At 71.4% G+C, this 20,965-nt stretch carries 18 protein-coding genes and 7 pseudogenes; 4 read left to right on the top strand and 21 right to left on the bottom strand.

The window, feature by feature from the left end; all coding sequences use genetic code 11:
- Nucleotides 1-89 precede the first annotated feature (89 nt).
- Nucleotides 90-2,607 (bottom strand): annotated as a pseudogene (locus ACZ8AI_RS16785) (ATP-dependent Clp protease ATP-binding subunit).
- A gap of 654 nt (nt 2,608-3,261) precedes the next feature.
- Between ACZ8AI_RS16785 and ACZ8AI_RS16780 the strand changes: the two are divergent.
- The 3 genes from ACZ8AI_RS16780 to ACZ8AI_RS16770 all read left to right on the top strand — a co-directional run bounded on the left by ACZ8AI_RS16780 (nt 3,262) and on the right by ACZ8AI_RS16770 (nt 5,309).
- The gene (locus tag ACZ8AI_RS16780) at nt 3,262-4,290 is read left to right on the top strand and encodes an NAD(+)/NADH kinase (RefSeq protein ID WP_464859078.1); all 1,029 of its coding nucleotides are present in this window, start codon (nt 3,262-3,264) and stop codon (nt 4,288-4,290) included.
- Nucleotides 4,291-4,339: 49 nt separating this feature from the next.
- Nucleotides 4,340-4,618 carry an SLAC1 family transporter gene (locus tag ACZ8AI_RS16775; RefSeq protein WP_464859077.1) on the top strand — a complete coding sequence of 93 codons (279 nt, stop codon included), beginning with the start codon at nt 4,340-4,342 and terminating at the stop codon, nt 4,616-4,618.
- Between the two features lie 199 nt (nt 4,619-4,817).
- Nucleotides 4,818-5,309 (top strand): SLAC1 family transporter, encoded by a 492-nt coding sequence (locus tag ACZ8AI_RS16770; protein ID WP_464859249.1) that lies wholly within the window; start codon nt 4,818-4,820, stop codon nt 5,307-5,309.
- Nucleotides 5,310-5,377: 68 nt separating this feature from the next.
- Here the strand turns inward: ACZ8AI_RS16770 and ACZ8AI_RS16765 are convergent, their stop codons facing one another.
- From ACZ8AI_RS16765 to tilS, 18 genes and pseudogenes are all read right to left on the bottom strand, one after another.
- On the bottom strand, nt 5,378-6,166 hold the full coding sequence (locus ACZ8AI_RS16765; RefSeq protein WP_464859076.1) for a sigma-70 family RNA polymerase sigma factor: 789 nt from the start codon (nt 6,164-6,166) through the stop codon (nt 5,378-5,380).
- The gene (locus ACZ8AI_RS16760; protein ID WP_464859075.1) at nt 6,163-6,534 is read right to left on the bottom strand and encodes a sigma-70 factor domain-containing protein; all 372 of its coding nucleotides are present in this window, start codon (nt 6,532-6,534) and stop codon (nt 6,163-6,165) included. Before ACZ8AI_RS16760 ends, ACZ8AI_RS16765 begins: the two co-directional genes overlap by 4 nt.
- Before the next feature lie 340 nt (nt 6,535-6,874).
- Nucleotides 6,875-7,090, bottom strand: coding sequence for a hypothetical protein (locus ACZ8AI_RS16755; protein WP_139200068.1), 216 nt, complete (start codon nt 7,088-7,090; stop codon nt 6,875-6,877).
- Between the two features lie 63 nt (nt 7,091-7,153).
- Nucleotides 7,154-7,327: a hypothetical protein gene (locus tag ACZ8AI_RS16750; protein WP_464859074.1), complete on the bottom strand. Its 174-nt coding sequence runs from the start codon at nt 7,325-7,327 to the stop codon at nt 7,154-7,156.
- A gap of 52 nt (nt 7,328-7,379) precedes the next feature.
- The gene (locus ACZ8AI_RS16745; RefSeq protein WP_464859073.1) at nt 7,380-7,568 is read right to left on the bottom strand and encodes a hypothetical protein; all 189 of its coding nucleotides are present in this window, start codon (nt 7,566-7,568) and stop codon (nt 7,380-7,382) included.
- Between the two features lie 43 nt (nt 7,569-7,611).
- A pseudogene (gene lysS, locus ACZ8AI_RS16740) lies at nt 7,612-9,113 on the bottom strand (lysine--tRNA ligase).
- On the bottom strand, nt 9,110-9,640 hold the full coding sequence (locus tag ACZ8AI_RS16735) for a hypothetical protein (RefSeq protein WP_464859072.1): 531 nt from the start codon (nt 9,638-9,640) through the stop codon (nt 9,110-9,112). Before ACZ8AI_RS16735 ends, lysS begins: the two are co-directional and overlap by 4 nt.
- Nucleotides 9,637-10,328: pseudogene (locus ACZ8AI_RS16730) on the bottom strand (Rossmann-like and DUF2520 domain-containing protein). The gene ACZ8AI_RS16735 and the pseudogene ACZ8AI_RS16730 overlap by 4 nt, the downstream one beginning before the upstream one ends.
- 1,314 nt (nt 10,329-11,642) lie before the next feature.
- Nucleotides 11,643-11,813, bottom strand: a pseudogene (locus ACZ8AI_RS16725) (PH domain-containing protein); the annotation flags it as partial.
- Nucleotides 11,814-12,151: 338 nt separating this feature from the next.
- Nucleotides 12,152-12,388 (bottom strand): PH domain-containing protein, encoded by a 237-nt coding sequence (locus tag ACZ8AI_RS16720; RefSeq protein WP_464859071.1) that lies wholly within the window; start codon nt 12,386-12,388, stop codon nt 12,152-12,154.
- 374 nt (nt 12,389-12,762) lie between these two features.
- Entirely contained in the window at nt 12,763-13,461 is a 699-nt protein-coding gene (locus ACZ8AI_RS16715) for a hypothetical protein (protein WP_464859070.1), read from the bottom strand.
- A 36-nt stretch (nt 13,462-13,497) separates the two neighbouring features.
- Nucleotides 13,498-13,668, bottom strand: a complete 171-nt coding sequence (locus ACZ8AI_RS16710) for a hypothetical protein (RefSeq protein WP_464859069.1) — start codon at nt 13,666-13,668, stop codon at nt 13,498-13,500.
- 97 nt (nt 13,669-13,765) lie between these two features.
- A complete protein-coding gene (locus tag ACZ8AI_RS16705; RefSeq protein WP_464859248.1) occupies nt 13,766-14,161 on the bottom strand; it encodes a dihydroneopterin aldolase in 396 nt (131 codons plus the stop codon).
- Nucleotides 14,158-14,562 carry a dihydropteroate synthase gene (locus tag ACZ8AI_RS16700; protein WP_464859247.1) on the bottom strand — a complete coding sequence of 135 codons (405 nt, stop codon included), beginning with the start codon at nt 14,560-14,562 and terminating at the stop codon, nt 14,158-14,160. The genes ACZ8AI_RS16705 and ACZ8AI_RS16700 overlap by 4 nt, the downstream gene beginning before the upstream one ends.
- A gap of 73 nt (nt 14,563-14,635) precedes the next feature.
- A pseudogene (locus tag ACZ8AI_RS16695) lies at nt 14,636-14,952 on the bottom strand (dihydropteroate synthase); the annotation flags it as partial.
- A gap of 183 nt (nt 14,953-15,135) precedes the next feature.
- Nucleotides 15,136-17,117, bottom strand: a pseudogene (gene ftsH, locus ACZ8AI_RS16690) (ATP-dependent zinc metalloprotease FtsH).
- A 104-nt stretch (nt 17,118-17,221) separates the two neighbouring features.
- Nucleotides 17,222-17,815, bottom strand: a complete 594-nt coding sequence (gene hpt / locus ACZ8AI_RS16685; protein WP_464859068.1) for a hypoxanthine phosphoribosyltransferase — start codon at nt 17,813-17,815, stop codon at nt 17,222-17,224.
- A 9-nt stretch (nt 17,816-17,824) separates the two neighbouring features.
- Nucleotides 17,825-18,845, bottom strand: a pseudogene (gene tilS / locus ACZ8AI_RS16680) (tRNA lysidine(34) synthetase TilS).
- A gap of 51 nt (nt 18,846-18,896) precedes the next feature.
- Between tilS and ACZ8AI_RS16675 the strand changes: the two are divergent.
- Nucleotides 18,897-19,388 carry an inorganic diphosphatase gene (locus tag ACZ8AI_RS16675; protein ID WP_071293357.1) on the top strand — a complete coding sequence of 164 codons (492 nt, stop codon included), beginning with the start codon at nt 18,897-18,899 and terminating at the stop codon, nt 19,386-19,388.
- On the opposite strand, the gene ACZ8AI_RS16670 is transcribed toward ACZ8AI_RS16675, so the two are convergent.
- Complete coding sequence (locus tag ACZ8AI_RS16670; protein WP_464859067.1) at nt 19,382-20,482, bottom strand: NlpC/P60 family protein; 1,101 nt, start codon at nt 20,480-20,482, stop codon at nt 19,382-19,384. The genes ACZ8AI_RS16675 and ACZ8AI_RS16670 overlap by 7 nt on opposite strands.
- Nucleotides 20,479-20,949, bottom strand: a complete 471-nt coding sequence (locus ACZ8AI_RS16665; RefSeq protein WP_464859066.1) for a hypothetical protein — start codon at nt 20,947-20,949, stop codon at nt 20,479-20,481. The genes ACZ8AI_RS16670 and ACZ8AI_RS16665 overlap by 4 nt, the downstream gene beginning before the upstream one ends.
- Nucleotides 20,950-20,965 lie beyond the last annotated feature (16 nt).

Here is a 20,965-nt window from a genome sequence, read left to right as displayed (position 1 = left end):
GGTCGGCGGACACACGACGCGCACACAGGACGTCGGAACGACGGAAGGCGCGGTGGCAACCGGCACCGCGCCTCCTGTGCGGACGTGTCCTAGGACTCGATCTCGCCCTGCGGAGCGTCGGCGGCCTCGACCGCTGCCGCCCCGGCGAGGACCTCTTCGCGGCCCGGCTGACGCCCGGTCTCGAACTCGAACTTGCCGTCGGCGAAGTCGACCTTCACGTGGTCGCCGGCGTTGAGCTCACCTTGCAGAATGTGCTCGGACAGCTGGTCCTCGACCTCGTGCTGCATCGCGCGGCGGAGCGGGCGTGCGCCGAGGGACGGGTCGAACCCGACCTTGATGAGCTGCTCCTTGGCGGCGAGCGTGAGCTCCACCGTCATGTCGCGGTCGAGCAGACGGTCCGACAGACGCTTCACGAACAGGTCCACGATCTGCAGCAGCTCGGGCTGCGACAGCTGCGGGAACACGATCGTGTCGTCGACGCGGTTGAGGAACTCGGGCTTGAAGTGCTTCTTCAGCTCCTCGTTCACCTTGCCGCGCATGCGGTCGTAGCCGACGGCCGAGTCACCCTCGACCTGGAAGCCCACCGGGCCACCGGCGATGCCCTGCGAACCGAGGGTTCGTGGTCATGATGATGACGGTGTTCTTGAAGTCGACCACGCGGCCCTGACCATCGGTCAGACGACCTCTTCGAGGACCTGCAGCAGCGAGTTGAAGATGTCCGGGTGGGCCTTCTCGATCTCGTCGAACAGGACCACGGAGAACGGCTTACGGCGCACCTTCTCGGTGAGCTGGCCGCCCTCCTCGAACCCGACGAACCCGGGAGGGGCACCGAACAGGCGGGACACGGTGTGCTTCTCACCGAACTCCGACATGTCGAGGGAGATCAGCGCGCCCTCGTCGTCGAACAGGAACTCCGCGAGCGCCTTGGCGAGCTCGGTCTTGCCGACGCCCGTGGGGCCGGCGAAGATGAACGAGCCCGAGGGGCGGTTCGGGTCCTTCAGGCCGGCGCGGGTGCGGCGGATGGTCTTGGACAGGGCCGAGATGGCCTCTTCCTGACCGATGACCCGCTGGTGCAGGGCCTTCTCCATGAAGACGAGACGCGAGGTCTCCTCTTCGGTGAGCTTGAACACCGGGATGCCGGTGGCCTGCGCCAGAACCTCGGCGATGATGCCCTCGTCGACGGTGCCGGACGCGGCGACGTCACCCGCACGCCACTGCTTCTCGAGGCGGGAGACGCTCGCCGAGGAGCTTCTTCTCCTCGTCGCGGAGCGAGGCGGCCTTCTCGAAGTCCTGCTCCTCGACCGCGGCTTCCTTCGACCCGCGGACCGTCGAGATCTTCTCGTCGAACTCGCGGAGCCCGGCGGCGCCGACAGGATCGACAGGCGGAGGCGTGCGCCGGCCTCGTCGATCAGGTCGATGGCCTTGTCGGGCAGGAAGCGGTCCTGCACGTAGCGGTCCGCCAGGCTCGCCGCGGCCACGATCGCGCCGTCGGTGATGGACACCTTGTGGAACGCCTCGTACTTGTCGCGGAGGCCCTTGAGGATGTTGATCGCGTGGGGCAGCGACGGCTCGTTGACCTGCACCGGCTGGAAGCGACGCTCGAGTGCGGCGTCCTTCTCGAAGTGCTTGCGGTACTCGTCGAGCGTGGTGGCACCGATGGTCTGGAGCTCACCGCGGGCGAGGAGCGGCTTGAGGATCGACGCGGCGTCGATCGCGCCCTCGGCAGCACCGGCACCGACGAGCGTGTGGATCTCGTCGATGAAGACGATGATGTCGCCGCGGGTGCGGATCTCCTTCGTGACCTTCTTCAGGCGCTCCTCGAAGCCCGCCGCGGTAGCGGGACCCGGCGATGAGCGACCCGAGGTCGAGCGAGTAGAGCTGCTTGTCCTTCAGCGCCTCGGGCACGTCGCCCTCGACGATCGCCTGGGCGAGGCCCTCGACGACGGCGGTCTTGCCGACGCCGGGCTCACCGATCAGGACGGGGTTGTTCTTGGAGCGGCGGGAGAGGATCTGCATGACCCGCTCCATCTCCTTCTCGCGCCCGATGACGGGGTCGAGCTTGCCGTCGCGCGCAGCCTGGGTGAGGTTCCGACCGAACTGGTCGAGGACCTGCGAACCCTGCTGGGCGTTCTGCTGCTGCTCGCCGCCGACGGCGACCGCTTCCTTGCCCTGGTAGCCGGACAGCAGCTGGATGACCTGCTGGCGGACCCGGTTGAGGTCGGCGCCGAGCTTCACGAGCACCTGGGCTGCGACACCCTCGCCCTCGCGGATCAGGCCGAGCAGGATGTGCTCCGTACCGATGTAGTTGTGGCCGAGCTGCAGCGCCTCGCGCAGGGACAGCTCGAGCACCTCCTTGGCGCGCGGCGTGAACGGGATGTGCCCGGTCGGCTGCTGCTGGCCCTGCCCGATGATGTCCTGGACCTGCTCGCGGACGGCATCGAGCGAGATGCCGAGCGACTCCAGCGCCTTCGCGGCGACGCCCTCGCCCTCGTGGATGAGGCCGAGGAGGATGTGCTCGGTGCCGATGTAGTTGTGGTTGAGCATCTTCGCTTCTTCTTGAGCGAGGACGACAACACGACGGGCTCGGTCGGTGAATCTCTCGAACATGTGTTCTCCCCTTGCCGGACTCGTGGAAGTCCGGTGACGTACATCGAGAGTAACCAGCGCTCCCCCCGGTGGCTGCCCCTGTTCGCCGTGGGCGTGACCCCGTTGCGGGTTGTGCGCGGTGGGCGGACGGACGGCGCCGGAGGCGCGTGCGGGCCCGCCACGCGCCTCCAGGCCGCTGGTCTGGTCCGGTCGACTACGCCCGCCGCGCTGCGCGACGGACGGCCCGTCGGAACCGGCGCGGCTCGACGCCGAGCTGCTCGAGCACGTCGTGCGCGGCGCCCATGAACGGGTCGTCGATCCCGTCGAGCACCGCGAGGACCACGTGGTGCGGCCGACCCGCGCTGCCGGGTCGGCGAGCTGCGCCGCGCGGGCCAGGACGCGGGCCGCGGCCGGGGTGCAGGCGACCCGGTCGGGTGCGTACGGCGTCGCTGAGCGTGCTCCGACGAAGGCGTTGCTGGCGGCGCGGACCCGGTCCGGTGTGACGCCGTGGGTCTCGAGCACCTGTCGGAAGCGGGCATGCCGGAGCACAGGGTGACGGCGGCGAGGAGCAGGTGCTCGGCGTCGAGGAACCCGAAGCCGGTCTCGCGCGACTCCTGCTCGGCGAGGAGCACGATCTCGCGGCCGTGCCGAAGGGTGGGCACGGGGACGGAGAGCGTGGCGACCTGCATGCATGCAGAATATCGCACATCTGTGATGAGAACCAGGGCTGTTCGGGACGAGGTCGGTACGATTCCGACATGGAGCAGCCCGTCGTCGGCCTCGTCGTCCACCCGACCAAGAACGTGCAGGAGTTCGGTCCGGACCCTGCAGCGCTGGAACGCGTCCGGACGGGGACGCCTCGTCGCCTGTCGCGCCGACGCCCAGCGCATCGGCGGCGGCGTCGACGTCATCGGGGACGAGGACTTCACCGAAGAGGTGGACCTCGTCGCCGCGCTCGGCGGCGACGGCACGATGCTCGGCGCGATGCGACTCGTGGCGAAGCGACCGGTGCCGGTCCTCGGCGTGAACTACGGCAACGTCGGCTTCCTCGTGGAGATCGAACCGCCGGAGCTCGAGGCCGCGCTCGAACGCCTCTCCGCCGGCCAGTACCAGCTCGAACCGCACCACGCGCTCGAGGCCAGGCTGTTCTGGAGCGGGGCGCGCACCGACTACCTCGCGTTCAACGACCTCACCATCGTGCGGCGACCGGGCGCGGGCCAGGTGTCGGCGGACCTCAGCGTCGGTGGGCTCGGCTACGGCTACTACCGCGCGGACGCCATCGTCGCCGCGACCCCGGCCGGGTCCACCGCGTACAACTACGCCGCCGGTGGTCCCGTGCTCTCCCCCCGCGCCGTCCGGCTCCGCGGTGACCCCGGTCGCGCCGATGGCGGGGATCGACCGCGCCGTGGTGCTCGCCGCCCGCGAGCGCTACCGCTTCGACATCGCCGAGGGCACCCGGAGCGCGGCGCTCGAGGTCGACGGGCTCGTCGTCGGCGAGGTGGCGACCGGTGCGCAGCTCGACGTCCGGCTCCGGAAGGACGCCGGCAGCGTGGTCCGCCTCGACGCCGAGCGGCACGGCCGGACCGGGCGGGTGAAGCTCAGCCTGCTCGACCTGCCGGTGCGGCCGGACCAGCTCATCGAGCCCATCCCGCAGGACCTCCGCCAGAAGCTGGGGCGCGAGGTCGAGGAGTAGCCGGGGAATAACCACCCTGGGTGGTTCGGTTCCCCGGGCACACGCCCGAGGAGGCACCCCATGGCCAGCAGCAGCTCGACCCGTCCGAAACTCGCACTGAACACCTTCGGCATCGCCTTCGGGACGGCCGGGATCGCCGGCACCTGGACAGCCGCCGGCGCCGAGCTCCACGCCCCGCAGGTCGTCGGCGAGGTCCTCTGGATCGTCGCCGCGGTCGTGCGGGTGACCACGATCGTGCGGTACGCCGTCCGAGCCGGCGGGCTGCCCGGCGTCCGCGACGACCTGCGGCACCCGGTGTTCGGTCCGTTCGCCGCACTCGTGCCGGCCGTCGGCTCCTGATCAGCGCGCACCTGGCCGGGTGGCTGCCGGTGGTCGGCGCCGCCGGGGCCTGGGCGACCGCCGCCCTGTCGACCGCCTTCGGCGCCTGGTTCGTCGCGTCGCTGCTGACCCTCGCCACGGGAGCCGGGGACGCTGCACGGCGGCTACCTGCTGCCGACGGTCGCGGCGTCGCCCCTGACCGCGCAGTCCCTCGGCGGCGATCGGACAGCAGACGCTCGCCGTCGGGTTCTTCGCGACGGGGATCCTCTTCTGGCTGCTCATCGGGGCCGTGCTCTTCGCCCGACTCGCCACCGGGCCGGCTCTCCCGCCGCCCCTCTTCCCGACCCTGGCGATCCTGTCCGCTCCACCGGCCGTCGCCGGCAACGCGTGGTGGACGATCACCGGCGGTACGTGGTCGACGGTCGACACCGTGCTGGTGCCCACGATGGTGGCGTTCCTGCTGCCGCACGTCTTCCTGGTCCGGCGGTACCTCCGCACCGGCTTCGCGATCGGGTTCTGGGCGATGACGTTCACCGCGGCCGCGAGTGCGACCTACGGGGTCCGCGTGCTCACGACGACCGGTCTCGGCGTCGTCGGGACGGTGGCCGCCTGGGTCGTGGTGGCCGCGGCGACGCTGCTCGTCGGCACGATCGCCGTGCGTTCCGTCGGACTGCTCCGCGCTGGCCGCGTCCCCGCACGCCGGGCGTCCTGACCGGCCTCGCGCTCCGGCCCCCGGAGATCGGACGGCCCGCCCAGGCAGTGCCTGAGCGGGCCGTCCCATCACCCCACCGAGTCGCCTTCCCACGGAACGACCCGGTTCCCCGAGCCAGCGCTCACGCGCCGGCCGAAGTGTTCTGACCTCAGTCGGTCAGGTACAGCTGCATGTCCTGCGAGACCGCCTTGGCGAAGAGGCGGAGCTTGGCGCGGGACTCCACACGGCTGACCGCCTGGCGGGTCGTGTGGACGATCTTCGAGATCTCGTCGAGCGTCATCGGCTTGTCGTCGTCGAGGCCGTAGCGCATGCGGATCACGTTCGCCTCGTCGCTCGGGAGCTCGGCGACGATGGAGCGGATGTCGCGGTGCAGGAGCGTCGTCTCGGTGAGCTCGTTCGGGCTCGCGGCGTCCTCGTCCTCGATGAAGTCGCCCAGCTCGCTGTCGTCCGAGTCGCCGACCACGGTGTGGATCGAGACCGGCTCGTGCGAACGGCCCTTGAGGTCGACGAGTTCCTCGACGCTCAGCGCTCAGCTCGGCGGCGACCTCGTCGGGCATCGGCGCACGGCCGAGGTCGACGGTCAGGTCGCGTTCGGTGCGCGAGATCTTGTTGATCAGCTCGACGGTGTGGACCGGGATGCGGATCGTCCGGGCCTTGTCGGCGAGACCACGCGAGATCGCCTGGCGGATCCACCAGGTGGCGTAGGTCGAGAACTTGTAGCCCTGCGTGAAGTCGAACTTCTCGACCGCACGGACCAGGCCGAGGTTGCCCTCCTGGATGACGTCCATGAACGGCAGGCCACGCTGCGAGTAGCGCTTCGCGATGCTCACGACCAGGCGGAGGTTCGACGTGATCATGCGCTCCTTGGCGCGCTCACCGTCGCGGACGAGCCAGCGGAGCTCGCGCTGCAGGTGGTCTTCGCGAGGTCCTTCTCGGTGTTGAGCTTCTCTTCTGCGAAGAGGCCCACCTCGATGCGGCGGGCGATCTCGGCCTCTTCCTCGGCGGTGAGGAGCGAGAGGCGGCCGATGTGGCGGAGGTAGTCGCCGACCTGGTCGACCGAGGCGCCGCGGACACCGGCGAGCTGCTCGTCGGCTTCGACCTCGGTGTCGAGCGTGGTGGTCTCGGTGGTGGCGGCGGAGGTCTTCGCTGCTGCCGTCTTCTTGGTGTTCCGGCGCGCGGTGGTGCCAGTGGTCGTCGTCTTCGGTGCTGCGGTCGCGATCGTCATGATGACTCTCCCTGCGTTCGACGGTGTTGGCCTCGGTGGGGTGATCACGAGTAAAGCGGTCACGAGGTGTACCCCACAAACCGATCCGATCGATTCTCAGGCTTCTCCGTGCTTCGCCATCGGAACCGTCCCCCACGGGGTACACCACGACGTCGGTCCGGTCCCCCATCTGGCCGCAGATCGGCCTGGATTCGCCGTGTTTCCGGCGTTGCAGAGATGTTTCGCCCGGGTTACCGGCCGTGTACCCCGCGAAGTTGCGTCCTCTGGACACGAGAAAGGGGTACGGCGGCCGGGATCGGTGTGATCCGGTCGTCGTACCCCGAAAGCGGAGCGGTGGGGGTCACCAGGACGGTTCGAGCCACCCTTCGCGGCGCTTCGAGACCTCGAGATCGGCGTCACGGTCGAACTCGTCGTACTCGCTCTCGATGTCGCCGACCATGCTGCGGCCGGTGAAGACGGTGCCGCGGTTCGTGCCGACGGCGCTCTCGCCGTTGACGGCGGCGATCGGGCCGCTGACGTCGGCGCTCCGGCCGGCGAGGATGTGCGTGATGGACATGCGGTCGATCGTCACCCCGCGACGCGTCGTCCGGGTGAACGGGCGGTGACGATCCCCGGACGGTCAGACGTCGATGTCGTCCTCGTCGCCGTCCGACCAGACCGCGTCGTCGCGGGCGGCGTCGGTGAGCGCCGGGTGCCCGAAGGCGTCGTCGGTGTCGAGGTCGTCGAGGCCGTCGAACGGCTCAGCCGGCTCGAGCGGCTCGGCCGGCCCGACCGGCTCGGCTGCGGCGTGCATGGGCGACAGCGTCACACCGCGCGGTGAACGCCGAGTGAACCCGCGTGCGGAGCTACTCGGCGGAGGCCGGTGCCGGCGCGGGGACGCCGTGCTCGCGCTCGAACCGGGCGCGCTCTTCCGCCTCGACCTTGGCGTACACGGCACGCTCGCTGCGGTCGGCCCGCATGATGGCGCGCATCACGAACCAGAAGATGAGGCCGACGACGACGGTCGGCGTCAGGGCGAAGATGATCCCGGTCACGACTCCATGCGGCACCCGAGCATGGTACCTCGCCCGACTGGGCTCACTTCACGAGCGGGAACAGGATCGTCTCGCGGATGCCGAGCCCGGTGATCGCCATGAGCAGGCGGTCGATGCCCATGCCCATGCCACCCGACGGCGGCATCGCGTGCTCGAGCGCCCGCAGGAACTCCTCGTCGACGCGCATCGCCTCCGGGTCGCCCCCGGCAGCCAGGCGCGCCTGGTCGACGAAGCGCTCGCGCTGCACGACCGGGTCGACGAGTTCGAGCAGGCCGTCGCCAGTTCGAAGCCACGGACGTAGAGGTCCCACTTCTCGACGATGCCCGGACGGGTGCGGTGCTCGCGGGTGAGCGGGGAGGTGTCGACCGGGAAGTTCATCACGAACGTCGGGCGGTCGAGCGAGTCGATGACGAAGTGCTCCCAGAGCTCTTCGACGTACTTGCCGTGGGTGGCGTGCGCGACCTCGACGCCCTCGGCCGCGGCGAGCTCCTTGCAGCTCGGCCAGCGGCATCTCCGGCGTGATCTCGCGACCGGCGGCCGACGACAGCGAGCCGTACATGTCGATGCGCGGCCACTCGCCACCCAGGTCGTACGAACTGCCGTCGGCGAGGGTGACCTCGAGCGGCCCGCCGGTCACCGCACGCGCGGCGTTCTGCACGAGCTCCTGGGTGAGGTCGGCCATCTGCTCGTAGTTGCCGTAGGCCTGGTACGCCTCGAGCATCGCGAACTCGGGCGAGTGGGTCGAGTCGGCGCCCCTCGTTGCGGAAGTTCCGGTTCACCTCGAACACCCGGTCGATACCCCCGACGACCGCGCGCTTCAGGAAGAGCTCCGGGGCGATGCGCAGGTACAGGTCGGTGTCGAAGGCGTTCGAGTGCGTGACGAACGGACGCGCCGAGGCCCCGCCGTGCTGGGTCTGGGCATCGGGGTCTCGACCTCGAGGTACTCGTGACCGGCGAACGTCTGGCGGAGCGACGCCATCACGGCGGCACGGGCACGGACCGTGGCCCGTGCGTCCTCGCGCACGATGAGGTCGAGGTAGCGCTGGCGGACCCGCGTCTCCTCGTTCAGCTCGTTGTGGAGGTTCGGCAGCGGCAGGATCGCCTTCGCCGCGATGGCCCACTCGTCGACCATGATCGACAGCTCGCCGCGGCGCGAGGAGATCACCCGGCCGTGCACGAACACGTGGTCGCCGAGGTCGACGAACTCCTTCCAGCGCGCGAGGGACTCGTCGCCCACCTCGGCGAGGGACACCATCGCCTGCACACGGGAGCCGTCACCGGACTGCAGGGTCGCGAAGCAGAGCTTGCCGGTGTTGCGCGAGAACACGATGCGTCCGGCGACGCCGACGACGTCCTGGGTCTCCTCGCCGGTCTCGAGGTGCGCGTACTGCGCCCGCAGGCCGGGATCGTCGTGGTGATCGGGAGCTCGGCCGGGTAGGCCTCGATGCCCGACTCGAGGAGCTTCGCCCGCTTGTCGAGCCGGACCTGGCGCTGCTCGCTGGTCTCCTCGGCTGACAGGACGTCTGCGGCGGTCTCTTCGCTCATGCTGGTGCGGCTCCGATGGTCGTGGGGGTCGCGTCGATGCTACCCGCGCGCGGGGTCCGACCCGAATCCCGCCCGTCCCCGGGCCCCGGTGCGCGAACGCCGACGGAGCCCGGCGCAGGCCGACCCTGGGCGCGGAGCACCAGGAGCGTCACCGACGACCCGGCGTACGCGGCCGCGATGAGGACCGAGGTGACCAGTCCACCGGCGTCGACCGCCGAGGTGGTCAGCCCGCGCGCGACGACCGCGTCGACCAGGAAGTACGCCGCGAGCAGGAACCCCACGACCGGCCCCGCGGTCATCCGCCACCACGCACGGGGCGGCTCGACGGGTTCGTCCGGCCCCCGGAAGACGCGCACGCCGACGACGACGATCGCCAGGGACCACAGGGCGCCGATGAACGGCACGAGCGCCCCGGGCAGCCCGAGCGCTGCCAGCAGCAGCATGCCGAGCACCTCGATGACGACGGCTCCGACGACGTAGCCGACCTTCGCTTGGGCGCCGAGGATCCGGAACGGCTTCGTCCTCACAGCGTCGCCTGCCCGTCGGCCGCGGCCAGCGCGTTCTCGACCGCCGACCGGACCAGTGCCCCGAGGACCCGGCCGGGGTGCTCGACCCCGATGCCGTCGAGCGTCCCGGCGGACTGGTCGACGATCGCCGTCGAGAAGCTCACGGCGGCACGGACGGCATCGGCGTACGCGGGCCGGTCCTGCTCGGCCACGACGAAGGGCTCCGCGCCCATCTCGACGACGAGCGCCTGCGCGATGGGGAGCACCGGGGACGGCGCGGTCACGGCGCAGTAGGCGTCGCGGAGCCGGGAGAGGTCGACGCTCGTGCCGGTGAAGGCCATCGCCGGGTGGATCGCGAGCGGGATCGCGCCGGCAGCCATGGCCGGGCGAGGATCCCGACGCCGTGGTCCGGGCTGGTGTGCACGACGAGCTGTCCGGGCTGCCAGATGCCCGCCTCGGCGAGCCCCTGCACGAGGCCGGCGAGCTGGTCGTCCGGCACGGCGAGGAGCACGAGTTCGCTCCGCTCGACCAGGTCCGGCGTGGCGAGGACGGGTGCGCCGGGGAGCATCGCCTCGGCGCGGTCACGCCCCTCGTCGGACACGGCGGTCACCCCGACGACGGCGTGCTCCGCGTCCGCCAGGGCGGCGCCGAGCACGGGCCCGACGCGTCCGGCGCCGACCACGCCGACGCCCAGCCGGCCTCGCCTCATCGTGCGGCTCCCGGCTGGCGGGACGGCACCCCAGGGCGAGTCGGGAGGCACGGTGCCGGTCAACAGGGTCGGCTCGGCTCCGCGCACCGCCGGGTCCGCCCCGGTAGGGCTGGTCGTGACGGTCGGCGCGGAACCGGCGGGGGCGGTGGACGCGGCGTCCTGCGGGACCGCGGCGTGCGCGCCGGGCCGCGGTCGGGCCTCCCGCTCGCGCCAGCGGTGGAGGTGCCGGCCGCAGCGGCCTCGACGGCGCGCTCCGCGGTCTCCGCCCAGCAGACGCTGCGCGTCGCGCGCGTCCAGCGCACCGACGCTTGCCGACACGGGGCCCTGCACGGTCTGCACGTGCACCGAGGGGAGCCGGAGCGCACGTTCGAGCGGCCCCTGCGAGACCTTGATGCTCGGCACACGGGCAGCGGGACGATGACGAGCGACCGCCAGACGGCGCCGAGCCGGAGCAGCACCGCGCCCGGCACGAAGCGGTAGCCGTTGCGGCGGAACGCGAACGGCCGGAGCCACGCACCCCGGCGGGGAGTGCACGAAGCCGCCGCGGTCGCCCGTGGTGGTGAGGCTGTCGTCGACGACGTTCACGGCCTCGGACGACCCCTCGCGCAGCTGCTCCTGCGAGGCCGCCGGCCCCATCACGGCGGCGCCGACGAGGCCCGGGAGGATGATGTCGAGGACCTCCGCGGACGTCCGTCGCGGTACCGACGGGCAGCACGATCGAGGACACCTGCTGGTTGCCCGACGCACCGTTGCCGGCGTTCGTCGCGCGGTTGATGCGCACGTCCCACCAGCCGAACGGCCGCCAGAGCAGCGGCTGCGACGCTCACGGCGTGGATGCGACCCGGCGGGAGCGTCCCGTTCGACGTGGACACCAGACCGAAGCCGATGCGGATGCCGTCGCGGGTCTCGGCGATCGCGTACTGCAGCGAGCGGGAGAACTTCCGGACGTAGTACCCGCCGGCGCCGATCACGGCCGGGAACAGGCCGAACAGGATCCCGTACTCGCCGGTGAGCGCGACGCTGACGATCATCGCCGCGACGGCCAGCAGGATGAACACGGTCGTGCCGGAGAGCAGCATCGACGCGATCAGTCGCCCCGGGTGCACCTTCACGATGCGGGTCAGCGTGCACGGCCGAGGGTCGAGCTCGGCGCGAAGACCTGGTCGACCCGGTCCTGCAGCCGACCGTTCGAGGCGCGGGCGGGCCGTGACCGCTGTCGGCCTCGTCCTCCTTCGCGCCGGAGGCGAGCACGAGGATCCGCTGCCGCAGGTCGTCCGCTGCCGTCGTGCCGAGGTAGGCGAGCTGCACGTTCGCGTCGTTGCCGGCCTGGGCGATCTCGAGCTTCGCGGTACCGAAGATCCGCGGGACCAGCGGGCGCGAGATGTTGATGCCCTGGATCCGGTCCAACCGAGCCTTGCGGTTCGTGCGGAACAGCACGCCCGAACGGACTTCGACGATCTCGCCGGTGACCCGGAACTCGTGCATGCGCCACGACAGGTAGAACAGGCCGATCAGCACGACGAGCAGCACCACGATGCCGAGCAGCACCCAGCCGACCACGCCGTGCTCGTAGACGTAGCGCACCGGGTCGCCGTCATCCTCGGGGCCGCTGCCGGGGATGAAGAACTCGACGAGCTGGTCCCGCAGGCTGTTGAGCACGTACCCGAGGATCACGATGAGGAAGATGCCGCCCTTGAGCAGCGGCGTCAGCGGGCGCAGGCGGTGCCACTCGCCGTCGGTGAGCGGCGCTGCGGCGGCGGCGTTGCCCCGCGCGGACGGCGGCGTGGGCGGCGGCGGACCGGGTCGGAACGTCACGACGACCCCTACAGCCCGGCGCGACGGGACTCGGCGAGCTCGACGAGCCGGTCGCGCAGCTCGTCGGCGTCGGTGAACGGGATGCCCGGGATCCGGACGTTCGTCGACGCGGCCGCCGTCACGAACTTCAGCTCGTCCAGCACGCCGAGCACGCGGTCGAGCGGCCCGCGGTTGACGTCGACGAGCTGTATGCGGCCGTACGGCACGGCCGTGAAGCGCTGCCACATCAGGCCGCGCCGGAGCACGAGGTCGTCGCCGCGGAGTGCGTACTCCGATCGCCCGGACCCGTCGCGGGGTCAGGACGGCGGTGACGGCCGCGATGACGAACACACGATCGCGATCAACAGCCAGACAGTGCCGGCGGTGCGACCGAAGCCGCCGCTGACGACGCCGATCAGGACGCAGCCGGCGGTGACGACGACCCCGATGACGACGGTCGTGAGGAGCTCGGTCCAGACGAGCTGGGGGACACCCGGTTCCAGGTGGTCCCCGTCAGGCCGAGGCCCGGCTCGCCGAGTCGCTCACGCGGCATCGCGGTCTCCTGCGGTCTGGTCGGTCGACGCACCGGGTCAGCAGCGCCTGCGTCGTGCCACCCCGGGGAAGGTCGTCGTCGTCATCGTCACCGGGCGGCGCGATGCACATCCGCTCTGCCACGATGGCGCACACTCGTCAGCACGAGCCCACCCCCGACCGCCACGGCGTTCGGCAGGACCGAGCCTAGCGAAGGAAACGCGGAGCGGGTCAGGAGGTAGCAACGAGCAGCCCGGCCGCGAACCCGCCGAAGAGCGCTCCGGCGATGCTCGACGCCTTCGCGAGCACGACGACGCGGATCGCGTAGAGCGGGTCCACCGGACGCTGTCGGGTCGCGCCGTCGCGCGGCGTGCCGGCGGACGGGGCGCGCCATCAGGACGACGGCGATGCCGATCAGGGCGAGCGTGACGCCGAGGGGCGTCGCGAGGAAGAGCGGCGGGGCCTGCCGCGAGGCGAGGACGGCGGCGAGCGCGAAACCGGCCACGGCGGCCACCACGGCGACGCTGATGAGGGTGGAGGCGCGGGTCGGCTTCACGTTCGGGCCTGCGTTCGGTCGGCTGTCGCGGGCCTCGGAGGCGTGGGTCGGCTCGTCGAACAGGCGCGGCTCGTCGACGCGCTCGGTGTCGTCGCCCAGCGCGGCGAGCAGGCCGGCTACCGGTCCGGCCTCGGGCAGCACCGCGTCGGGGTCGGCGTCGAGCCACGGCGCGAGCACGAACGCCCGCTCCTCGGCGCGCGGGTGCGGGACCGTGAGCGTCTCGGTGTCGAGCGACAGCTCGCCGAACGCCACCAGGTCGAGGTCGAGCGTCCGGTCACCCAGCGCACCTCACGGGTGCGGCCGTTGGCGTCCTCGATGCCGTGCAGGGCGTCCAGGAGGAGCTGCTGCGGTCGCGAGCTCGGTGTCGACGACCACGACGGCGTTCCGGTACCGCGGCTTCGTCGCGTCGGGGCCGTCGAGGGTCACGGCGATCGACTCGACCTCGCGGCTCGACGCCACCGGCCGGACCCCGGGCAGTGCGGCGATGGCCGATGCCGCGGCACGCAGCGTGCTCCCCGGTCGCCGAGGTTCGCGCCGAGGGCGACGACGGCGCGGCTCACTTTTCCTCCTCCGCGCGGTCGGCGGGCAGGGCGCCCCCGCTGGTCCGGCGGATCGTGATGGAGACGTCGGTGAAGGGCACCGTGATCGGCGCCTGCGGCTTGTGCACCGTGACCTCGGTCGCCAGCCGCGCGGTGCGTGAGCACGGCGGCGGCGATGCGCTCGGCCAGGGCCTCGATGAGGTCCACCGGGTCACGTTCGATCTCGGCGACGACCCGCTCGGCGAGCACGCCGTAGTGCACCGTGGCGTCGAGGACGTGGTGCCGGAGGCCGCACGGGCGTCCACCTCGACCGCGACGTCGACGACGAAGTCCTGGCCGCCGGCGCGCTCGTGGTCGAACACGCCGTGGTGTCCCCGGGCACGGACCCCGGTCAGTTGGATGGTGTCCCTCACGATCGAGCTGCCCTCCAGGCGTCCCAGACGTCGAGCACGGCACGGGTCGGTGCCGGGTCGTGCACGCGTGACAGTGCCACGCGCCGCGTTCGGCGGCGAGCAGGCTGATGGCGGCGGTGGCGAGGTCGCGGTCCTTCGCGGGCACCGGCAGCGCTGCCGACCCCGTCGAGGAAGCGCTTCCGCGACGCTGCGACGAGGACGGGCAGCCTGACGGAGGCGAACCGCTCGTAGCCGGCCAGGATCTCCCAGTTCTGCGCGCCCTGCTTGGCGAAGCCGAGGCCGGGGTCGATGACGACCTTGCCCTGGCGCACGCCCAGCACGATGAGTTCGGCGACGCGGAGTTCGACCTCGCGCCGGACTTCCCCCTCGACGGCGTGCGCGTACTCGGCGTTCCGGTACATGCGGCTCGCTGTGCCCGCGCCAGTGCATCACCACGAAGCCGGTGCCGGTGTCCTGCACGACCCGCGCCACGTCGGGGCCGGCCAGGCCGCCGGAGACGTCGTTGACGATCACCGCGCCGAGGTCGACCGCACGCTCGGCGGTGGCGGCGTTCATCGTGTCGACGCTCACCGCGATGCCCTCGGCGACGAGCTGCTGCACCACCGGCAGCACGCGACGCTGTTCGACCTCGACCGGCACGCGGTCCGCACCGGGACGGCGGACTCGCCACCGACGTCGACGAGGTCCGCGCCGGCGGCGACGAGCGCCCGGGCATGCTCCACCGCGGCGTCGCAGGCCTGGTGCAGCCCGCCGTCACTGAACGAGTCCGGGGTGACGTTGAGGATGCCCATCACCCGGTGCCGTCGGACGTCGGCGTCCCGCGCTCGCGCCGACGGCCGGTCACGACCCCCGGCACCGGTGCTGGTGCACGAGGTCGATCGCGACCGTCGGCGGTTCCGGCGGCAGCGGCGCGCGCCTGGCTCACCTCGGCGAGCCGACGCGACTGTCTCGTCGGCAGGTCGGTCAGCGCCGGCCTACGCGGGGGCGATACCCGGGTTGCCGAACGGACGGCGACGGGGCTTCGACGACTCGGTGTCGGACGGCTCGGCTGCGGTCGACGCGGCCTTGCCGGGGACCCCGATCGCGGGCAGGTCGCTGACCGGGCGCTTGTCGCTCGACAGCCACTGCGGGCGCTCCGGCAGCTTCCGGACGTCCTTGAAGATCTCCACGAGCTCCGGGGCGTCGAGCACCTCTTCGAGGAGCCCGCCGGCCAGGCGGTCGAGGATGTCGCGGTTGTCGTTGAGCACCTGGTAGGCCTCGTCGTGCGCGGCCTCGAGCAGGGCACGGGTCTCGGCGTCGACCGTCTCGGCGATGTTCTCCGAGTAGTCGCGGCTCGTCCCACCGCCCATGTCCCGACCGACGAACGGCTCACTCGACCCGGAGCCGAGCTTGACGGACCCGACCGCACGGCTCATGCCGTACCCGGCGACCATCTTGCGCGCGGTGCCGGTGGCCTTCTCGATGTCGTTCGACGCACCCGTGGTCGGGTCGTGGAAGACGATCTCCTCGGCGACGCGGCCGCCCATGGCGTAGGCGAGCTGGTCGAGCAGTTCGTTGCGCGTGACGGAGTACTTGTCCTCGAGCGGGAGCACCATCGTGTAGCCGAGGGCACGGCCGCGCGGCAGGATCGTGATCTTCGTCACCGGGTCGGTGTGCCGCATCGCCGCCGCCGCGAGGGCGTGGCCGCCCTCGTGGTACGCGGTGATCAGCTTCTCCTGGTCGGACATGATCCGGGTGCGGCGCTGCGGGCCGGCCATCACGCGGTCCACGGCCTCGTCGAGCGCGCGGTTGTCGATGAGCTGCGCGTTCGAGCGTGCCGTCGGGAGCGCGGCCTCGTTGAGGACGTTCGCCAGGTCGGCGCCGGTGAACCCGGGCGTCTTGCGGGCGAGGAGCTCGAGGTCGACGCTCGCGGCGAGCGGCTTGCCCTTCGCGTGCACCTCGAGGATCTGCTTGCGGCCCTGCAGGCCGGGGGCGTCGACGCCGATCTGGCGGTCGAAGCGGCCCGGACGGAGGAGCGCGGGGTCGAGCACGTCCGGACGGTTCGTCGCGGCGATGAGGATCACGTTCGTCTTGCCGTCGAAGCCGTCCATCTCGACGAGGAGCTGGTTGAGCGTCTGCTCACGCTCGTCGTTGCCACCGCCGATGCCGGCACCGCGGTGGCGGCCGACGGCGTCGATCTCGTCGATGAAGACGATGGCCGGGGAGTTCTGCTTGGCCTGCTCGAAGAGGTCACGGACACGGCTCGCACCGACACCACGAACATCTCGACGAAGTCCGAACCGGAGATCGAGTAGAAGGGCACGCCCGCCTCGCCGGCGACCGCACGTGCGAGCAGCGTCTTGCCCGTTCCGGGAGGGCCGTACAGCAGCACGCCCTTCGGGATCTTCGCGCCGACGGCCTGGAACTTGGCCGGCTCCTTGAGGAACTCCTTGATCTCCTGGAGCTCCTCGATCGCCTCGTCCGACCCGGCGACGTCCGCGAAGGAGACCTGCGGGTTCTCCTTGTTGTTCATCTTCGCCCGGGACTTGCCGAACTGCATGACCTTCGAGCCACCGCCCTGGGCGCTCGACAGGAGGAACCAGAAGAGGGCGCCGATGATCAGGAACGGCAGGATGATGCCGAGCAGCGAGAGGAACCAGTTCCCCTGCTGGACGGTGTCGTTGTAGCCCTTGGGCAGGTTCGCGTCGTTGACGGCCTGGATGACCTCTTCACCGCGCGGCGTCGAGTAGTAGAACTGCTCGTGCGCGTTGCCGTCCTTCAGGGTGAGGTCGACGCGCTGCTCGGTGGAGTTCACCACCACCGACGAGACCTTGCCGTCGGAGAGCTGTTCGAGGCCCTTCTGCGTGTCGATCTGCTGTGTGCCGGACTGGCTGATCACGGCCCAGCCGATCCAGATCCCCACGATCGCAATGAGCACGTAGATGTACGGCCCGCGGAGGATGCGCTTGAAGTCCATGTGATCCGGGCAGAGCGCCCGACACCTTCTCTGCCGAAGTTGCGTGGACGTCAGCATACGGCGGCGATTCTGTGGCGAGAAATGGATGTCCTCTGCGGGCGAACTCACAACCCGTCCGGAGTGCGCCGGACGTTGGTGCCGAGCGTCAGGGAGTAGACGTGCGGGGCGAGGACGCCCACACCGCGCAGGTTGCGGTAGCGCTCGTCGTAGTCGAGGCCGTAGCCGACCACGAACTCGTCCGGGATGTCGAAACCCACGTACCGCACGTCGACCTCGACCTTGGCGGCCTCGGGCTTGCGGAGCAGCGCGACGATCTCGACGCTCGCGGCACCGCGGGACTCGAGGTTCTGCTTGAGCCACGAGAGCGTCAGCCCGGAGTCGATGATGTCCTCGACGATGAGGACGTCACGCCCGTGCAGGTCGGTGTCGAGGTCCTTGAGGATCCGCACCACGCCCGACGACTTCGTGCCGGAGCCGTACGACGACACCGCCATCCAGTCCATCCGGGCCTGCATCTTGAGGTGCCGCGAGAAGTCCGCCATCACCATCACCGCGCCCTTGAGGACACCGACGAGCAGGGGATCGCGCCCCGCGTAGTCACGGTCGACCACCGCGGCGAGTTCGGCGAGCTTGTCGTCGATCTGCTCGGGGGTGAAGAGGACTTCGGACAGGTCTGCCTGGACGTCGGAGAGTTCCACCACCCCAGCCTAACCGGCGGTGAACTGCAGGCGGTCGCCGGTCCGCGATGCCTGGACACCCGGCAGGTCGATCGGCCCCTGTCCGGTCCAGTCCGTGACGAGCCGGCACACCTCGAGCGTCTGGACGCGGGACAGCGTCACGCCGAACTCGCTCTCGACCGCGAGTCGCACCAGCCGCTGCCGGAGCGCGGGCGGGTTCGCGTGCAGGGCACGCGCGGACAGCGAGATGCCGGCCTCGGAGTGCTCGGCGATGTCCTCCGCCATCTCCTCGGCGAAGTGGTCGAGCGCTGCGGAGTCCTCGCGGAGCTGGTCCGCCGTCCGGGCGAGGGCCTCCGGCACGCCGGCACCGAGCTCGCGCTCCAACGCGGGCATCAGCGTGTTCCGCACCCGGACACGCGCGAACGTCGGGTCGTCGTTCTGCGGGTCGTCCCACGGCACCAGTCCGGCCACCGCGCACGCCTCGCCGCGTCGTGTGCCGACGGAGCCCGAGGAGCGGCCGCCCGTAGGCCGGACCGGCATCGCGCCGCGCCAGCGGCGCCATGCCGGACAGCGAGTCCGGCCCGCTCCCGCGGGCCAGGCCCAACAGGACCGACTCGGCCTGGTCGTCGAGGGTGTGCCCGAAGAGCACGAGTGGTGACCCCGTCTCGGCCGCGACCTCCGCGATCGACGCGTGTCGTGCCTCCCGGGCGGCCCCTTCGGGACCACCTGCGGACCCGACGGCGACTCGACGGACCGTCACCGGTGCGAGTCCCAGCTCGGATGCCTGCCTGGAGGCGCGGCTCGCCACCGCCTCGGAGCCCACCTGGAGCGCGTGGTCGACGACCACCGCCCCGGCGCGCAGTCCCTGTTTGGGTGCCTCGAACGCGGTGGCCGCGGCGAGTGCGAGGGAGTCCGGTCCGCCGCTCAGCGCGACGAGCACGAGGTCGCCCGCGCGCACGACCGATTCGTCGAGGGCCTGGGCGAGGAGCGTCCGGACCGCGCGACGGGCGTCGGCGACCGCGGGATCCAGCCGGGGACGCGGAGTGTTCACCCGGTAACGTTAGCCGCGCTTTGTAGTTCAACCGACAGACCAGGAGCACACATGGCCGCGTACGACGTCGTCGTCGAGATCCCCAAGGGCAGCCGCAACAAGTACGAGGTGGACCACGAGACCGGTCGCGTCTACCTCGACCGCGTGCTGTTCACGTCGTTCGTGTACCCGACGGACTACGGGTTCTTCGAGAAGACCCTGGCCGACGACGGTGACCCCGTGGACGCGCTGCTCCTCCTCGAGTACCCGACCTTCCCCGGCGTGGGCGTCAAGGTCCGCCCGGTCGGCGTCTTCAAGATGAGCGACGAGGCCGGCAACGACGCGAAGGTCCTCGTGGTCCCCGCGAAGGACCCGCGCTGGGCGCACATCCAGGACATCTCGGACGTCGACGAGCAGACGAAGGCCGAGATCGCGCACTTCTTCGAGCGCTACAAGGACCTCGAGCCGAACAAGTGGGTCAAGGCCGAGGGCTGGGGCGACGCCGCCGAGGCCGAGGCGATCGTCACGGCCGGCCAGGCCGCGTACGTGCCGACCGGTCACTGACGGTCCGCGGGCTGCTCGCCCGCCACGGGATCGCACTCGTACGAACAACGCGCCCCGTCCTGACGGGGCGCGTTGTTCGTCTCGGGGTGCGGTGCGGCGTCTAGAGCGAGCCGCTCGGACGGGCGACGTACGGCAGGAGGTCGCCGGGGGTCCAGATCGCCCGCTCGACCACGCCGACGCGGACGTTCGCCGCCTCGACCATGCGGCCGTTCCCGGTGTAGATCGAGTCGTGGTACCCGCCGGAAGCGGCGCCGTTGCTCGAGTAGAAGAGGATGTCGCCGGGCTGGCGCTGGGACATCGGGACGAGTCGACCGATCGACTTGAAGTAGTTGTACTGCCAGACGACGTTGTTCGCCGCCGGTGGCGATCCCCTGCGAGCTGTACGCCGCCATCACCAGGCCGGAGCAGTCCCACCGCGAGGGGCCGGCGCCGCCGAACTCGTAGGCGTCACCGATCTGCGCCCGGGCGAAGGCGATCGCTCCCGCGGCTCGCGACGGGGTGCTCGGCGCCGGCGCGGGTGCGGGCGGCGCGCTGGGCTTCGGCGCGGTCGGCTTGGGGGCGCTGGGCTTCGGTGCGCTGGGCTTCGGCGCCGCCGGCTTCGGTGCAGCGGGCTGCGGCGCGGCCGGCTTCGGCGCCGTCGGCGTGCTCGCGCCGGCGCCGCTGCCCGGCGAGGTCGCGGGCCGGCTCGGCGTCGAGCCGCCGCCGGCGCTCGGCGCGGTCGACGAACCGCCGCCGGCGCTCGGCGAGTCCGCCGAACCGCTGCCACCCGTCGCGGTGGTCTGCGCAGCGAGCTGGGCCTCGGCCTGCGCCGCACGCTGCTGCGTGAAGTACGCGCTCTCGGCGGCGACCGTCGACCCCTTGAGGAACGCCAGCTGCTCGAGGACCTCTTGCTGCTGGCTCTGCGCCGCGGTGAGCTGCCCCTGGGCCTTCGCCGCGGTGTCGTTCGCCGCGTCGAGTGCGGTCTTCGTGGCGTCCGTCGCCGTGGCGAGGGCCTTCGTGGCCTGGCGCTTCTGCGCGGCGAGCGCGTCGACGGTCTTCTCGTCGGCCTTCGCCTGGGCGAGCACGGTCGCCGAGCGCTCCGAGAGGTGGGTCATCGTGCCGACCTGGTAGAGCAGGTCCTTCGCGTCTTGGCAGCGTCCACGAGCATGCTCGTCGACAGGTCGCCGCCGCCCGTCCGCGAGAGCTCCACCACGAGCGCCGCGACCTGGCCGGCCGACTCGTCCGCCGATCGCTTCGCCCGCTTCGACTGCGCGCTCAGGTCGTCGAGCGTGGACTGGGCCTCCTGCTGCTCCGACGCCGCGAGGGCGTAGGTCTGCCCGGCCTGCTGGACCACGATCCCGGCCTGGTCGGCACCGTCCTGCAACGAGGACAGCCGCGAGGCGAGCTCGTCGACCGTCTGCTGCTTCTCGGCCTGGTCCGCCTTGGCCGCCTGCACGTCCGCCCACGACGGGGCCTCCGACGGGGTCGCCCCTGCTGGTCCGGCGAGCCCCACCGACAGCCCGATGCCGAGCAACGAGACGGTGGCGATGCCGCAGGCGAGGGAACGCGCAGGCTTCTTCATGTGGTGTCAGGGCCTT

The sequence above is a fragment of the Curtobacterium sp. AC273 genome, from assembly GCF_979253735.1.
Note: the sequence above shows the minus strand (reverse complement) of the source record. Positions and strands in the feature narration are given on the sequence as shown.

What these genes read in the sequence shown, in the direction of transcription:
- ACZ8AI_RS16755 (WP_139200068.1), bottom strand. Translation starts at nt 7,090, where the DNA reads ATGTCCATCACGCACATCCTCGCCGGCCGGAGCGCCGACGTCAGCGGC.
- ACZ8AI_RS16765 (WP_464859076.1), bottom strand. Translation starts at nt 6,166, where the DNA reads ATGATCACGTCGAACCTCCGCCTGGTCGTGAGCATCGCGAAGCGCTAC.
- ACZ8AI_RS16775 (WP_464859077.1), top strand. Translation starts at nt 4,340, where the DNA reads ATGGCCAGCAGCAGCTCGACCCGTCCGAAACTCGCACTGAACACCTTC.
- ACZ8AI_RS16665 (WP_464859066.1), bottom strand. Translation starts at nt 20,949, where the DNA reads ATGAAGAAGCCTGCGCGTTCCCTCGCCTGCGGCATCGCCACCGTCTCG.
- ACZ8AI_RS16750 (WP_464859074.1), bottom strand. Translation starts at nt 7,327, where the DNA reads ATGCACGCCGCAGCCGAGCCGGTCGGGCCGGCCGAGCCGCTCGAGCCG.
- ACZ8AI_RS16760 (WP_464859075.1), bottom strand. Translation starts at nt 6,534, where the DNA reads ATGACGATCGCGACCGCAGCACCGAAGACGACGACCACTGGCACCACC.
- ACZ8AI_RS16675 (WP_071293357.1), top strand. Translation starts at nt 18,897, where the DNA reads ATGGCCGCGTACGACGTCGTCGTCGAGATCCCCAAGGGCAGCCGCAAC.
- ACZ8AI_RS16700 (WP_464859247.1), bottom strand. Translation starts at nt 14,562, where the DNA reads ATGTACCGGAACGCCGAGTACGCGCACGCCGTCGAGGGGGAAGTCCGG.
- ACZ8AI_RS16670 (WP_464859067.1), bottom strand. Translation starts at nt 20,482, where the DNA reads ATGACCCACCTCTCGGAGCGCTCGGCGACCGTGCTCGCCCAGGCGAAG.